Source organism: Microbacterium sp. 13-71-7, from assembly GCF_002257455.1.
GTDB lineage: Bacteria > Actinomycetota > Actinomycetes > Actinomycetales > Microbacteriaceae > Microbacterium.
The window spans coordinates 25,112-38,204 of the sequence record NZ_NCKN01000005.1 but is presented as its reverse complement, the minus strand read 5'-3'; the positions used below and the strand labels follow the sequence as shown (position 1 = coordinate 38,204).

Sequence of the window (13,093 nt, the reverse complement as noted above, 5' to 3'; positions counted from 1 at the left end):
CCATCCGGGTCATACCCACCATCCGGGTCATACCCACCATCCGGGTCATACCCACCATCCGGGTCATACCCACCATCCGGGTCATACGCCGCATCAGCCTCGTCACTCATAAAAGCGCCCCTCGTATCGTGTGTCGGCGACACTCGTGTGTCGGCGACACCCTATCGGTTCGACGCGAGTCTGGGACAGGTGGCGACTTGAAGCGGGATGACGACGACGCGGCTCGAGGGCACGCGAGGAACCACTACGCACATCTCCGCTCTGCGCTCGGAGAGCTCGTGGCGAGGACGATCCTTGTGGACGGCTGCAGCCTCGTTCTCGAGGGCGGTTCCGATCAGGGGATGATCGCTGGCATGTCCGGCATCCTTTGAAGAGCCAAAGTGCCGGAATCCCAGAATCTGGATCTCGACGACATCTCACTGGTTCCCGCACGATTAGCGAGCCACGTGCCTTACATGGCATTTATCGCGCGCTGCCGCGACCTGGAAGAACCGGCGGTAGTTGTTCTCACCAACAGCGACGAGGCCGGCGATCGGACCATCGCAAACTACGGAAGTGCTGACCAACGGTAAACAGTTGGTCGACCCTCAGTCCGTGCGCCAGTTGCGGCGCTGCCGTACGGAGGCGACAAGAGTGCTGGCTACGTAGTGACAGCCACCTCTGGGTGGGGTGCCGCCGTGCCCGCCCGCCTCAGCGCGCGAGCAGCAGGTGCGTCGGCGCCGGGGCGGGCGTGCGGTGCCGGACGCGACCGGGGGCTCCGGTGCGGTCGTCGAGATCGAGCACGCTGATCTCGTCCGAGCGCTGGCCTGCGACGAGCAGCGCTCCGTCGTGCACGAGGTGGTGGCGCGGCCAGTCCACGCCCGCGTCGGCGAGCGCGAGGGGCTCGACCCGCTCGCCGGATCCGCGCACGCGCAACGCGGCGATCGTGTTGCTGCCGCGCACCCCGGCGTACAGCGTCTCGCCGTCGCGGGAGCGGCTGAGCTCGGCCGGATAGTCGTGGCCCGGCGTGACGATCGCCGAGACCGGGACGCCGGAGACCAGACCCCAGCGGCCCTCGCGGTCGGCGGCCAGGGTGAACAGCTCGCAGGAGTACTCGGTCACGACGTGCAGGTGCCCGCTGGGGTGGACGACCATGTGCCGAGGGCCGGATCCGCGCGGCAGCACCACCTCGTGGTCGAGCGTCAGCCCCGACGCCGACGCCCGCCAGATCCGCACGAGATCGTAGCCGAGGTCGGTCGTCGCGATCCGGCCGTCGGGCAGGAACGCGGCGGCGTGCGCGTGGGAGACGCGGGGGTCTCCGTTCGGATCCAGGCGGTTCGGATCCGCGGCGTGGGGATCCGCGGCGGCCATCGGATCCGCGCGTTCCTCCGACGCGTCTGCGCCCTCGCGCTCTTCGGCGTCGCGGTCGCCGAACAGCGCCGCCCGCAGCTCCGCCGCCTTGTCGCGCGCACCCGGCAGCAGGCCGCCGTCCGCGCCCAGCCCGATCCGCACCACTCGGCCGTCGCCGTAGCAGCTCGCCACGAGGAAGCGCCCGTCGGGCGCGACCGCGAGGTGGCACACGTACTGCCCCGCCGCGACGGGGCGGCCGAGCGGGCGCAGGGCGTTCTCGCCCGTGCGCGCGAACGCGGCGACCTCCCCGGATCCCTCGAGCGCCGCGTAGACGACGTCGAGCGTCGGATGCTGCGCGAGCCAGGACGGCGACGGGGCGGGCGCGACGGCGCCGCGGTAGGCGAGCGTCGTCGGTCCGTGTCCCTCATCGACCGCCAGCGCGCCGATGCCGTCGGCGGGCCCCTCCATGTCGACGCCGTAGCCGCCGACCCAGAATCGGGTCATCGCATCCTCACTCTCTCGCCGAGTGCACGCCCTGTTGTCGAGTGCACGAGTCGTTCACGCCGATAACCCGTGCATTCGGCAGCATCCCGTGCGCTCGGCACGCAGGCGTCAGTCGACGAGGTCGTGGCGCACGACGACCTGGTCGCGCTCCGGGCCGACGCCGATCACCGAGATGCGCGTGCCGCTCATCTTCTCCAGCGCGAGCACGTAGTCCTGCGCGTTCTTCGGCAGATCCTCGAACGTGCGCGCGGAGGAGATGTCCTCCTGCCAGCCCGGGAAGTACTCCAGGATCGGCTTCGCGTGGTGGAAGTCGCTCTGGTTCACCGGCACGTCGTCGAAGCGCACGCCGTCGACGTCGTAGGCGACGCACACCGGGATCTGGTCGAGACCGTCGAGGATGTCGAGCTTGGTGAGCACGAGGTCGGTGATGCCGTTCACGCGGGTCGCGTAGCGGGTGATCGGGGCGTCGTACCAGCCCACCCGGCGCGGACGACCGGTAGTGGTGCCGAACTCGAAGCCGCGCGCGCGCAGCCAGTCGCCCTTCTCGTCGAAGAGCTCGGTGGGGAACGGACCGGATCCGACCCGCGTCGTGTACGCCTTCACGATGCCGACGATGCGGTCAAGGCGGCCCGGTCCGACGCCGGATCCGGTCGCCGCGCCCCCGGCGGTCGCCGAGGAGGACGTCACGAACGGGTAGGTGCCGTGGTCGACGTCGAGCATGGTGGCCTGGCCGCCCTCGAACACGACGACCTCGCCGCGCTGCAGGGCGTCGTCGAGCAGGTGGCTCGTGTCGGCGACCATCGGGCGCAGCCGCTCGGCGTAGGAGAGCAGGTCCTCCACGATCTCGTCGCACGTGATGGCGCGGCGGTTGAAGACCTTGACCAGCAGGTGGTTCTTCTGGTCGAGGGCGCCCTCGACCTTCTGGCGCAGGATGTTCTCGTCGAAGAGGTCCTGCACGCGGATCCCCACGCGGTTGATCTTGTCGGCGTAGGCCGGGCCGATGCCGCGGCCGGTGGTGCCGATCATGCGCTTGCCGAGGAAGCGCTCCGTGACCTTGTCGAGCGTGCGGTGGTACTGGGTGATGATGTGCGCGTTGGCGCTCACCTTGAGGCGCGAGGTGTCGATGCCACGGGATCCCAGCGCCTCGAGCTCGTGGAACAGCACCTCGAGGTCGATCACGACGCCGTTGCCGATCACCGGGGTGACGCCGGGCGAGAGGATGCCGGAGGGCAGCAGGTGCAGGGCGTACTTCTCGTCGCCGACGACGACCGTGTGCCCCGCGTTGTTGCCGCCGTTGAACTTGACGACCCAGTCGGTGCGCTCGCCGAGCAGATCCGTGGCCTTGCCCTTGCCCTCGTCGCCCCACTGGACGCCGACGATCACGATTCCTGGCATGGGTGTTCCCCCTTTTCAGCGGCGTGCGGGCCCCTGGGGGGCGGCCGCATCCGCCGCCGTGCTTTCGCCGGGTTTGCACCGGCTGATGAGCTGGCCCGATCGGGCGGAGCCAGTCTATCGGAGGGGACGGACGGGCCGCGGGGCAGGCGGGGCTGGCGGGCGTTCGGATATCGTGAGGCCACGCCCCTGCGGGGCGCATCGCCGAATGGGATGAGGACATGACGCAGGAGACGGATCCCGGATCCGCGAACGCGGGCGCGCCCGCGGGGTCCCCGCGTCGCGCCGCCCGGCGGGAGCAGCAGCCCACGGCGGTCCTGCCCGCGGCGGCACCGGTCGCGCACGCCGGAGCCGGAACCACGGGCCTCGGCCGCCGCAGGGCGCTCCTGCTCGCCGGAGGAGCGGCCGCGGTTCTGCTCTGCGCGGCAGGGGGCGTGCTCCTCCTGAGCGCTCGGAACGCGCCGACCGATGACTCGGCGACCGCGACCTCGGACATCTCGGTCGACGCCGGCTCCCGGAATCCGGTGAACGCCCTGCTCGGCGAGGGCGGAGGCTCCCCCGGCCCGCTTCCCCGCACCGACCCGGCCGTGCGGCCCGCGACACCGGCGACGCCGGCTCCCGCATCGCCCACCGCCGCGCCCCTCGCGCCTCCCGCGGGCGACGGCGGCACGTCGGGCACCTCGCCCGCCCCGGCGCCCGGCGACGGCGCGACGCCTGGCGCCCCGGCGTCGCAACCGGGCACGCCGTCCGGCCCCGGAGCGCCTTCCGGCCCCGGAGCGCCTTCCGGCCCGGGAGCGCCTTCGACACCACCTCCGGCCCCCGCCGCGCCGAAGCCGCTCGCCTTCGCGGGCCTGACGCGGAACTCCACGATCGGCCTGCTCGGCATCCGGATCCTCTCGAGCGACACCCTGTCGCTCTCCGGGGAGCCGGGCGCGACGGCGTCCGTGAGCTATGGATCCTCGCCCGCCGGATCCGTCACCTTCGACGGATCAGGCCGCGCGACGCTCACGGTCGGCGGATCGCTGATCGACCTCGGCGACCCCGTGATCACGGTCGCCTACTCGGACGGCACCGCCGGCGCCGCGATCCACGCCCGCCGCAGCGCCCTCTGAACTCCGGCGCAGGGAGCGGCCGCGCGGGATCCCCGGAGCGTGGCGGGATATCGGCGAGGGATGGCGGTCGCCGTGCTCGACCGATGTCGGTGGGCCCTGCGACGATCGAAGGATGACGGAGACCACGCAGGGACGAACGCGACGACCCGCGGAGGGCGGCGGCACGGCCGCACCGGCCCCGCGGCGCCACGGGGCGCTCGTCCTGATCGCGGCCGTGGTCACGGTCGTGCTCTGGGCCTCGGCGTTCATCGGCATCCGTGGCGCCGGCCCCCACTTCGACCCCGGCGCGCTGGCGCTGCTGCGCATGGCGGTCGGGACGGTCGCCCTCACCGCCATCGCGCTCCGGCGCGGCATCCGCCTGCCGGCGCGGCGGCACTGGCTGCTGGTCGCGGTGTGGGGCGTCGGCTGGTTCTGCGTCTACAACCTGGCGCTCAACGCGGCGGAGCACACGCTCGATGCCGGCACCGCGGCGATGGTGGTCAACCTCGCGCCGCTCATGGTGGTCGTCTTCAGCGGGCTGTTCCTGCGGGAAGGGTTCCCGAAGCCGCTGCTGATCGGGGCGCCGATCGCGTTCGGGGGCGTCGTGCTCATCGGCCTGAACTCCTCGACGAAGAGCGGCGCCATCGACATCGCGGGCCTCCTGCTCGCCCTCCTCGCCGCGGTCATGTACGCGGGGTGCACCCTCCTGCAGAAGCACCTGCTGAGCGCAGGCACGGACGCGACCACGCTCACCTGGCTGGGCGCGGCCGTCGGAACGATCGCCCTGCTGCCCTGGACGGGCAGCCTCGTGGGGGCGCTGCAGACCGCGCCGCTCGACGCGACGCTCTGGGTGGTCTACCTCGGCGTCTTCCCGACCGCGATCGCCTTCACCACCTGGGCCTATGTGCTGCAGCGCAGCACCGCGGGGCAGACCTCGGCGACCACCTACGTGGTGCCGGCGATCGCGATCCTGCTGTCCTGGCTGATCCTCGGCGAGGTGCCGACGCCGCTCATGTTCCTCGGCGGCGCGCTCTGCCTGCTCGGCGTGCTCGTCACGCGGCTGCGGTGGCGGCGGCGCGACCGCGCAGCCTGACCCCGGCGAGACCCCGCGGCCCGGACCCCGGGCCATCGGCGACCGGCATCAGCGCGGGCGGATCTCCCCTCGGGGAAGGCCGAGCGCGGCGATCGCGTCGGCGGCCGCGGCGCGCTTGAGCTCGAGCGACTCGCCGATCTCGGCCGCGAGGCGCGGGTGCGCCCGGATCAGCTCGTCGATGACGGCGAGGGGGATCCGCAGCACGGTCAGCACCTCCACGGCGGAGATCGTGACGGTGGTGCGCTCGCGGGTGAGCGCCGTCTGGCCGATCGAAACCCCCCTCGATCCGGACACGACACTGCGAACGTAGCGGTATACCGGTATCCAGGGGAACCCTCGAACGGAGCCCTCACTCCACGGCGATCTCCATCAGGATGTCCGCGCGGGCGTAGTAGTCGGCGACCGGAAGCTCGTCGCGCGTGATGCGACGGAATCCCGTCTCCTCATAGAGGTGCAGAGCCGCCTCCAGCCGCGAGTTCGTGCCGAGGAAGACACGCCGACCGTGGAGGTCGGCCGCGCGACGCAGCGCCGCGGCGATCAGACGGCGCCCGATCCCGGCGCCCTGCGCGTGCGGCGCGACGGCCATCTTCGCGAGCTCGAAGACGCCGTCGCCGTAGGGCAGGAGGGCGATGCACCCCACGGGCGCCTCGTCCGCATCCCGCGCGATCAGGACATCCCCTCCCGGAACCACGATGCGCCCGACCGGGTCGGCGAGGATCGTCCGATCCTCGTCCGTGAGCGTGAAGAGCCGGGAGATCCACTCCTCGTTGAGCTCGCGGAACGCGGCCCGGTCGGACGGGCCGGACAGGGGGCCGATGCGGATGTCGGGGAGGGCGGCGGGCACACATCGATCCTGGATGCGCGAGATCGAGAAGTCCAATACACCTCATCGTGCGATTCGATAGGTTTCACTGATGGATCCGCGCATCGAGCTGCGACACCTCCGGTACTTCCTGGCGGTCGCGGAGAAACTGCATTTCGGGCGGGCGGCGACCCGCCTGCACATCGCCCAGCCCGCGCTCTCACAGCAGATCCGCCAACTCGAGGCCCTCCTGGGCGCCCCTCTCCTCCGGCGCACCTCGCGGGTGGTGGAGCTCACCGCGGCCGGGCGGGCGTTCCGGCCGCGGGCGCGCGATCTGCTCGGGAGGCTCTCCGAGGATCTCGACGAGGCGCGCCGGGTCGCGCGAGGGGAATCCGGGCGGCTCGACATCGCCTTCGTGTCCTCCGCCTCGAGCACGATCGGAGGCCTGCTGCGCCGGGTGACCGACGAACGGCCCGACGTCCTCGTCCGCCTGCACGAGGGGTTCACCCGCACCGTGGTCGACCGGCTCGAGAAGGGCGTCGCCGACGTCGGCATCGTCCGCGACGCCGAGGACCGCCCAGGGCTGGCCCTCACGACGCTCTTCGAGGAGGGCTTCGCAGCCGTGCTGCCCGTCGGTCATGAGCTGGCCGCCCGGCGTCGGGTCCACGCCGCCCAGCTCTCCGCCTGGCCGCTCGTGCTCTTTCCGCCCTCGGCCGGCACCGAGGCCTTCGCGCGCAACATGCAGCCGTTCCACGAGGCCGGCGTGGAACCGGCCATCGCCTTCCACGCCTCCGAATGGAACACGATCCTGCACCTCGTGGCGCACGGTCTCGGCGTGACCATCGCCCCGCTCAGCGCCGCCGCGCCGCTGCCGGCCGGGGCCGTCGCCGTGCCTCTCGCCGGCACCGACGCCCGCAGTCGCATGCAGATCGCCCATCGGGCGGGCGACGACAATCCCCTGGTGAGCGCCATCGCGGCCCTGGCCCGGAATGCGGCCAAGACCCAGGACTGACGCGCTCCCGCGCTCCGCGGCCCTGCTCCGCGGCCGGCAGCGGCCCCGGGGCCGTGACGCCCCGGCGGATCGGGTCAGGCCGTCGTGCCGGGGCGCGCCACCCGAAGCGCAGCGATCACCACGGCCGCACCGATCACCCAGGCGGCGGGAGCGGATCCCGCGACGAGGATCGTGACGACGCCGGCCACGCCGAGCAGCGCGGACACCGTGGCGCGGCCCGCGCCGACCGGGATCATCGCCGACTCGCGAGCGGCCTCGCGCCGTCCCACCCGGGCGACGACGAGTGCCACCGCGATGAGCACGGCCGCGAACCACAGCGGCCGGCCCGCCCACCATGCCGCGCTCAGCGGCACGGGCAGCACGAGCGGCGAGAGCAGCATCGCGCCGGCGATCGCGATCACCACGAGCATGTGCCAGGAGTAGATCGTCATCGCCCTGGCGTTGATCCACCCCACGGCGGCGGCCGTCCTCGGGCCGGCGGCCCAGGTGCGCAGCCGCGGGCGCAGCACGAGGAACAGGGCGGTCTGCGCGATGCCGGCCACCACGAGGATCGCCATCGGCGGATTGAGCGCCGTGATGAGATCGGCCGGCGCGGCGCCGGTGAGGATCAGCACGCCCGCCACCGCGACGGCCGAGGCGGCGATCGCGAGCAGCGGCGCACGGCGGATGCGGTCGAGCGATCCGTCCGCGACCGCGAAGCCGAGCTGCTGCAGCAGCAGCCACACGAAGGCCATGTTCACCAGTCCGATCGCGGTGAGGCCGGTCGCGCCGCGCACGATGTCGACGGCGACGACTCCTGCGGCGAGCGCGACGACGGTGGGGATCCTGTGCCGCTCGTGCAGGCGCACCATGAACGGCACGAGCGCGGTGCAGCCGAGGTAGACGCCCAGGAACCACAGCGGCTGGCTGATCCGGAATCCCGCCGTGGCGATGACGTCTGCCGGCACTCCGGCGATCACGAGACCGGCCAGCAGCACCGCGGTCGCCAGGATCGCGCCGGATGCGGGGATCAGCAGGCGGCGCATCCGCGCGGCCACGTAGTCGCCGGTCGTGGCGCCCCGCGCCCGCTGCCGCGTCCACTGCGTGTACGACGCGAAGCCGCCGAGCACGAAGAACAGGGGCATGATCTGCAGGACCCAGGTGAGCGGGGCGAAGCCGTCCCAGCCCTCCATGGCGTTGCGCAGGATCGGGGATCCGTCGGCGGCGACGCTCACCCCGACCATGAGGGAGTGCAGCAGCACCACGACGCCCAGCAGGATCGCCCGCACGCCGTCGACGGCGGTGTCGCGCGTCGTTTTCGCCGGAACGGAACCGGGGGCGACGGGGCGCGCAGGATGCGCCGGCGCGGGAGCGAGGACCGGGGTGAGGAGTGCCATGTCCCTACGGTCGTGGTCAGGTCTCGCCCTCCGCGTCCCGCTGCGGTGCCGGATCCACCCCCTACCGCGGTATCACGACGACCGGGCGGCGCGGCCGGCCGAGGTGCGCTAGGAAGGGAGTGGGGCAGGTCGCCCCGCTCGGACGAGGGGGACGCCATGACCTATCCGCAGGATCCGCAACCCGGGCCGCCGCCGTATCAGGCCGCCCCGCCGTATCCGATGGCGCAGCATCCCGCGAACGGCCAGGCGTACTACCCGATGCCGGCCTACCTCGCGGTGCCGGAGCCCAAGGGGATGAGCATCGCCTCGCTGGTGCTCGCGCTCGTCTCGATCGTGTTCGGCTTCACCTTCCTCGTCCCCGTCGCGGCGCTGATCCTGGGCATCGCGGGTATCAGGAAGGAGCGGGCGGGACGAGGCATGGCCGTGGCCGGCGTGATCATCTCGAGCCTGATCCTGCTGGTGTGGGCCCTGATCCTCATCCTGTTCTTCGTGATCGGGCTCTCCGCCTTCGGCGTCGCGGTGTCGCACACGACCTGATCCGCCTCAGCCCGCGGGAGCGACCAGCCCGGCGTCGTAGGCGAGGATCACGGCCTGCACCCTGTCCCGCAGATCGAGCTTGGAGAAGATCCGGCTGACATGCGTCTTGACGGTCTGCTCGGCGAGGAACAGCTCGGACGCGATCTCACGGTTCGAGAGCCCCCGCCCGATCAGCACGAGGATCTCGTGCTCCCGCTCGGTCAGGCCCTTCAGGCGCAGCTCCGCGCTGTTCGAGCGCGGGCGGCTCTCCGCGAAGCGCTCGAGCAGGCGCCGCGTGATGCGCGGGGCGAGCAGCGCATCGCCGGCGGCCACGACGCGGACCGCCTGCACGAGCTCCTCGGGCAGCGCGTCCTTGAGCAGGAATCCGCTGGCCCCGGCCTGCAGCGCCTCGTGCACGTATTCGTCCGCGTCGAACGTGGTCAGCACCAGCACCGCCGGCGGGGTGCGGCCGTCGCGCTCGGCGGCGGCGATGATGCGGCGGGTCGCCTCGATCCCGTCGAGGTTCGGCATGCGCACGTCCATGAGCACCACGTCGGGGCGCAGCCGGCGCGCCTCGTCGACGCCCTCGCTCCCGTCGGAAGCCTGCCCGATCACATCGAGTCCGTCCTGCGCCTGCAGGATCGCGGCGAAGCCGGCCCGCAGCATCGCCTGGTCGTCCACGATCAGCACCGTCGTCATGCCTGCTCCTCCCGGGGGATCCGCACCTGCAGCACGTATCCGCCATCGCCCGTGACGGCCGCAGCGACCGTGCCGCCCATCGCCTCGACCCGCTCGCGCATGCCGCGCAGCCCGTGCCCTCCGCCGTCCGCCCGCGGCGCGATCGCTCCGGTCGGGGGCTCGTTGCGGATCCGGATCCCCCGCTCCTCGGGCGTCTCGGTCCAGGCGATCTCGGTCGCCGCGCCCGGAGCGTGCCGCGCGACGTTGCTCAGCCCCTCCTGCACGACGCGGTAGGCGGTGAGCCCCAGGAGCGGGTTGCTCTGCTCCTCGGCGGTGAGCCGCCAGGATCCGGTCTCGGTGACGGGCGCGAGGTCGTTCGCCCGGGCGAGGAGCGCGGGGAGGTCGTCGAGCCCGGGCTGCGGGGCGTGATCGGTCTCGCCCTCCTCGTCGCGGAGCAGCCCGAGGATCACGCGCATCTCCTTCATCGCCGACCGCGCGGTGGCGGCCACCTCGTCGAACTCGGCCGCGGCATCCGCGGGAAGATCCGGCATCCGGTAGCGCGCACTCGCGGCGCGGACCTGGATCGCGGACATGCCGTGCGCGACGACGTCGTGCAGCTCGCGGGCGATGCGCGCCTTGTCCTGCACCGCCTCGCGACGAGCGAGCTCCGCCGCGGTCGCCGCGCGCTCCGCGCGCAGTTGAGCGCGGAGTAGCGACCAGTTGCGGATGCCGATCCCGACGAGCACGGCCCCGAGCGTGACCGCCGCGAACACGATGAGGTCGGCGATCACGAGCCCGTCATCGGGCCGGGTGGGCGCGTCCACGGCGACCATGATCGCGGAGAGCACGCTGAACGCCCAGGCGGCGACCGGCAGCCACCAGCGCGCCCGCAGCGAGACGCCGATCCAGACCAGGGTGTACGCGACGATCGTCGAGGCGGCGATCGGCCACGGCCGGTCCGCGCCAGCCACGGCGAGGCCGGACAGCGCATTGCCCGCGATCAGCGCCAGCATGGTCGCCCAGACCGGGGCGAACAGCGCGAGCACGATGGCCGCCGCCTGCAGGAGCGAGAGGATCAGCGCCGCCGCGAGCGGGATGCGGTAGACCGTGGCGCTCAGCGATGCCGCGACCGCGAGCTGGGCGAGTGCGCAGATGATCGCGAACGTCCAGATCGCGAGGTTGGCGCGGCCGGGCACGACGCGCAACGGCAGGATCCCGAGGCGACGCAGCCCGGGGCGCTCTGCAGCCTGCAGGCCCGGATCGGCCATGCGGGATCCTCTCAACGATCGGCGGGTGGTCTGTTCCACCGTACGGGGTGCGAGTCCTCGGAGGGAGATCCGAACGCGCCGGCCTGCGGGCGGGCCTAGAGCCCTCTCATCCGGAGCAGTCGGCTCATGAGCCCCGACTTCCTTTCGCCCCTGCCCATCAGCCGATCGGCGACCGCGGGAGTCTCGGGCGGAAACGCCTCTCGCACGTTCTCGGCGCCGATCCTCACCGTCCGGCCTTTCTCCGCGGCGCATGCCGCGGATGCCCACCCCGCGACATGGAGGTACCACCCGACGCACACAGCCGGGATGTCATCGGGCAGACGCACCTCGAACTCGACGCCCTCATGCTCGAGCCACGCGACCCCCGGGCCCAGCCGGGCGACACGGACGACCCTCGCCGTGCGATCGGCGTTCCATGTCGTGGCGTTGCCCCAGCGTCGCGCGAGCGCCGCTTCTCGGCGTTCGCGCACATCTTGGCGCCACCAGAAGATGATCAGGGCGAGCAGCAGCAGCGCTGTGGTGCCCCACAGGACGATCTGGAACACGTCCACGCTCATCGTTGGCTTCCTTCCCCCGGCAGAACTCCGCCTCAGCATACGGAGGGGCGGTCCGACTGCGCAGATGGGCAGTCCTCCCCATCCGATCCGCGTCGCGCGGTCAGCCTCGGCGGTTACGCTGGCAGGGTCGCGCGCGGCAGGATCGCGCGGCACCAGAAGCCACAGGGGGATCCGCACGTGAGCCAGAACAACGACGCCGCCGCGTTCGCCGCGCAGACTCCGCCGCCGCCTTCGGGGATCGTCGCTCCCCCGCCCGCGATGCCGCCCGCGCCGCCGATGCCGCCCGCGCCGAGCCTTCGCCGGGAGGAGCCCGTCGTGCAGGCCCCCGCGACCACCGCTCCCCCCGCGGCGGCCCCGAGCGGACAGAGCAGCCCCGCCCCGGAGGCGCCCGCCGACACCAAGCCCGCCCCGACGGAGGCGGAGATGGCGCGCGCCCGCCAGATCCTCGACACGGTGTCCACGGCGTACTCCGCGCGCATGGTCGGCCAGGAGCGCCTGCGCACGAGCCTGCTGCTCGCGCTCATGGCCGGCGGGCACATCCTGCTGGAGTCAGTGCCCGGCCTCGCGAAGACCACGGCCGCGAGCACCCTCGCCGACACCGTCAAGGCCGACTTCAAGCGCATCCAGTGCACGCCCGACCTGCTGCCGAGCGATATCACCGGCACCCAGATCTACGACGCCGCGAGCGGCACGTTCCGCACCGTGCTCGGCCCCGTGCACGCCAACTTCGTCCTGCTCGACGAGATCAACCGCTCGAGCGCCAAGACCCAGTCCGCGATGCTCGAGGCGATGCAGGAGCGGCAGACGACGATCGGCGGCGAGATCCACCGGGTCCCGCGCCCGTTCCTCGTGATCGCGACGCAGAACCCGATCGAGCAGGAGGGCACGTACGAGCTCCCCGAGGCGCAGATGGACCGCTTCCTGCTCAAGGAGATCGTCGAGTATCCGAGCCCGGCCGATGAGCTCGAGGTGCTCGCGCGCATCGACTCCGGCGCACTGGATCCGGATCGGCACGCCACCACGACGATCTCCCTCTCCGACGTCGAGCAGCTGCAGGACATCTCCTCACGCGTCTACGTCGATCCCGCGATCCGCAACTACATCGTCTCCCTCGTGTACGTCACGCGCAATCCGGTGCCGTACATCGGCGAGACGCTCGGCGGCTACATCAAGTACGGATCCAGCCCGCGCGGATCCATCGCCTTCCTGCAGGCGTCGCGGGCGCTCGCGCTGCTCGCCGGGCGCTCGTACGTGATCCCCGAGGACGTGCGGAACCTCCGCCACCTCGTGCTGCGCCACCGCGTGCTGCTTACGTTCGAGGCCGAAGCCGAGAACGTCCGCAGCGAAGACGTCATCGACGCCGTGTTCGGCGCCGTTCCGACCCCCTGATGATGGATCCGTTCGTCCGCGGCGCCCGTGTCGGAGATGGTTTTCGCATCTCCGAGGCCCTCGGCAGCGACGTTTTCCATCTCGAC

The 13,093-nt window shown here is 72.2% G+C and carries 14 protein-coding genes; 6 read left to right on the top strand and 8 right to left on the bottom strand.

Translation table 11 applies throughout. The annotated features are described in order from the left end of the window. Positions 1-371, top strand: a 371-nt coding sequence (locus B7X32_RS01180) for a hypothetical protein (protein WP_292714815.1), incomplete at its 5' end; no start/stop codon positions are given. A gap of 319 nt (positions 372-690) precedes the next feature. On the opposite strand, the gene B7X32_RS01175 is transcribed toward B7X32_RS01180, so the two are convergent. Both B7X32_RS01175 and B7X32_RS01170 read right to left on the bottom strand, forming a co-directional pair. Then, positions 691-1,833 carry a beta-propeller fold lactonase family protein gene (locus tag B7X32_RS01175; protein WP_292714812.1) on the bottom strand — a complete coding sequence of 381 codons (1,143 nt, stop codon included), beginning with the start codon at positions 1,831-1,833 and terminating at the stop codon, positions 691-693. A 108-nt stretch (positions 1,834-1,941) separates the two neighbouring features. Next, the gene (locus B7X32_RS01170; protein ID WP_292714809.1) at positions 1,942-3,228 is read right to left on the bottom strand and encodes an adenylosuccinate synthase; all 1,287 of its coding nucleotides are present in this window, start codon (positions 3,226-3,228) and stop codon (positions 1,942-1,944) included. Positions 3,229-3,446: 218 nt separating this feature from the next. On the opposite strand from B7X32_RS01170, the gene B7X32_RS01165 reads away from it, so the two are divergent. Continuing rightward, positions 3,447-4,337, top strand: coding sequence for a hypothetical protein (locus B7X32_RS01165; RefSeq protein WP_292714806.1), 891 nt, complete (start codon positions 3,447-3,449; stop codon positions 4,335-4,337). A gap of 112 nt (positions 4,338-4,449) precedes the next feature. Continuing rightward, positions 4,450-5,409: a DMT family transporter gene (locus B7X32_RS01160; protein WP_292714803.1), complete on the top strand. Its 960-nt coding sequence runs from the start codon at positions 4,450-4,452 to the stop codon at positions 5,407-5,409. Positions 5,410-5,457: 48 nt separating this feature from the next. On the opposite strand, the gene B7X32_RS01155 is transcribed toward B7X32_RS01160, so the two are convergent. After that, positions 5,458-5,703 carry a hypothetical protein gene (locus B7X32_RS01155; protein WP_292714800.1) on the bottom strand — a complete coding sequence of 82 codons (246 nt, stop codon included), beginning with the start codon at positions 5,701-5,703 and terminating at the stop codon, positions 5,458-5,460. 55 nt (positions 5,704-5,758) lie between these two features. After that, the gene (locus tag B7X32_RS01150; RefSeq protein ID WP_292714797.1) at positions 5,759-6,253 is read right to left on the bottom strand and encodes a GNAT family N-acetyltransferase; all 495 of its coding nucleotides are present in this window, start codon (positions 6,251-6,253) and stop codon (positions 5,759-5,761) included. Between the two features lie 70 nt (positions 6,254-6,323). On the opposite strand from B7X32_RS01150, the gene B7X32_RS01145 reads away from it, so the two are divergent. Then, positions 6,324-7,223, top strand: a complete 900-nt coding sequence (locus B7X32_RS01145) for a LysR substrate-binding domain-containing protein (RefSeq protein WP_292714795.1) — start codon at positions 6,324-6,326, stop codon at positions 7,221-7,223. Between the two features lie 74 nt (positions 7,224-7,297). Here B7X32_RS01145 and B7X32_RS01140 read toward each other — a convergent pair whose 3' ends face one another. After that, a complete protein-coding gene (locus B7X32_RS01140) occupies positions 7,298-8,599 on the bottom strand; it encodes an acyltransferase (RefSeq protein WP_292714792.1) in 1,302 nt (433 codons plus the stop codon). 156 nt (positions 8,600-8,755) lie between these two features. Between B7X32_RS01140 and B7X32_RS01135 the strand changes: the two genes are divergently transcribed. Continuing rightward, positions 8,756-9,136, top strand: a complete 381-nt coding sequence (locus tag B7X32_RS01135; RefSeq protein WP_292714788.1) for a DUF4190 domain-containing protein — start codon at positions 8,756-8,758, stop codon at positions 9,134-9,136. A 6-nt stretch (positions 9,137-9,142) separates the two neighbouring features. On the opposite strand, the gene B7X32_RS01130 is transcribed toward B7X32_RS01135, so the two are convergent. From B7X32_RS01130 to B7X32_RS01120, 3 genes are all read right to left on the bottom strand, one after another. Further along, entirely contained in the window at positions 9,143-9,814 is a 672-nt protein-coding gene (locus B7X32_RS01130) for a response regulator transcription factor (RefSeq protein ID WP_292714785.1), read from the bottom strand. Continuing rightward, positions 9,811-11,061, bottom strand: coding sequence for a histidine kinase (locus B7X32_RS01125; protein ID WP_292714782.1), 1,251 nt, complete (start codon positions 11,059-11,061; stop codon positions 9,811-9,813). The genes B7X32_RS01130 and B7X32_RS01125 overlap by 4 nt, the downstream gene beginning before the upstream one ends. 95 nt (positions 11,062-11,156) lie before the next feature. Continuing rightward, entirely contained in the window at positions 11,157-11,618 is a 462-nt protein-coding gene (locus B7X32_RS01120) for a hypothetical protein (RefSeq protein ID WP_292714779.1), read from the bottom strand. A 423-nt stretch (positions 11,619-12,041) separates the two neighbouring features. Between B7X32_RS01120 and B7X32_RS01115 the strand changes: the two genes are divergently transcribed. Next, the gene (locus tag B7X32_RS01115) at positions 12,042-13,007 is read left to right on the top strand and encodes a MoxR family ATPase (RefSeq protein WP_292714818.1); all 966 of its coding nucleotides are present in this window, start codon (positions 12,042-12,044) and stop codon (positions 13,005-13,007) included. Positions 13,008-13,093: the final 86 nt, after the last annotated feature.

Excerpts from the sequence above, each read along its gene's own strand:
- B7X32_RS01115 (WP_292714818.1), top strand. The coding sequence starts at position 12,042 with ATGGCGCGCGCCCGCCAGATCCTCGACACGGTGTCCACGGCGTACTCC.
- B7X32_RS01135 (WP_292714788.1), top strand. The coding sequence starts at position 8,756 with ATGACCTATCCGCAGGATCCGCAACCCGGGCCGCCGCCGTATCAGGCC.
- B7X32_RS01165 (WP_292714806.1), top strand. The coding sequence starts at position 3,447 with ATGACGCAGGAGACGGATCCCGGATCCGCGAACGCGGGCGCGCCCGCG.
- B7X32_RS01160 (WP_292714803.1), top strand. The coding sequence starts at position 4,450 with ATGACGGAGACCACGCAGGGACGAACGCGACGACCCGCGGAGGGCGGC.
- B7X32_RS01175 (WP_292714812.1), bottom strand. The coding sequence starts at position 1,833 with ATGACCCGATTCTGGGTCGGCGGCTACGGCGTCGACATGGAGGGGCCC.
- B7X32_RS01125 (WP_292714782.1), bottom strand. The coding sequence starts at position 11,061 with ATGGCCGATCCGGGCCTGCAGGCTGCAGAGCGCCCCGGGCTGCGTCGC.
- B7X32_RS01130 (WP_292714785.1), bottom strand. The coding sequence starts at position 9,814 with ATGACGACGGTGCTGATCGTGGACGACCAGGCGATGCTGCGGGCCGGC.
- B7X32_RS01145 (WP_292714795.1), top strand. The coding sequence starts at position 6,324 with ATGGATCCGCGCATCGAGCTGCGACACCTCCGGTACTTCCTGGCGGTC.
- B7X32_RS01140 (WP_292714792.1), bottom strand. The coding sequence starts at position 8,599 with ATGGCACTCCTCACCCCGGTCCTCGCTCCCGCGCCGGCGCATCCTGCG.
- B7X32_RS01120 (WP_292714779.1), bottom strand. The coding sequence starts at position 11,618 with ATGAGCGTGGACGTGTTCCAGATCGTCCTGTGGGGCACCACAGCGCTG.
- B7X32_RS01170 (WP_292714809.1), bottom strand. The coding sequence starts at position 3,228 with ATGCCAGGAATCGTGATCGTCGGCGTCCAGTGGGGCGACGAGGGCAAG.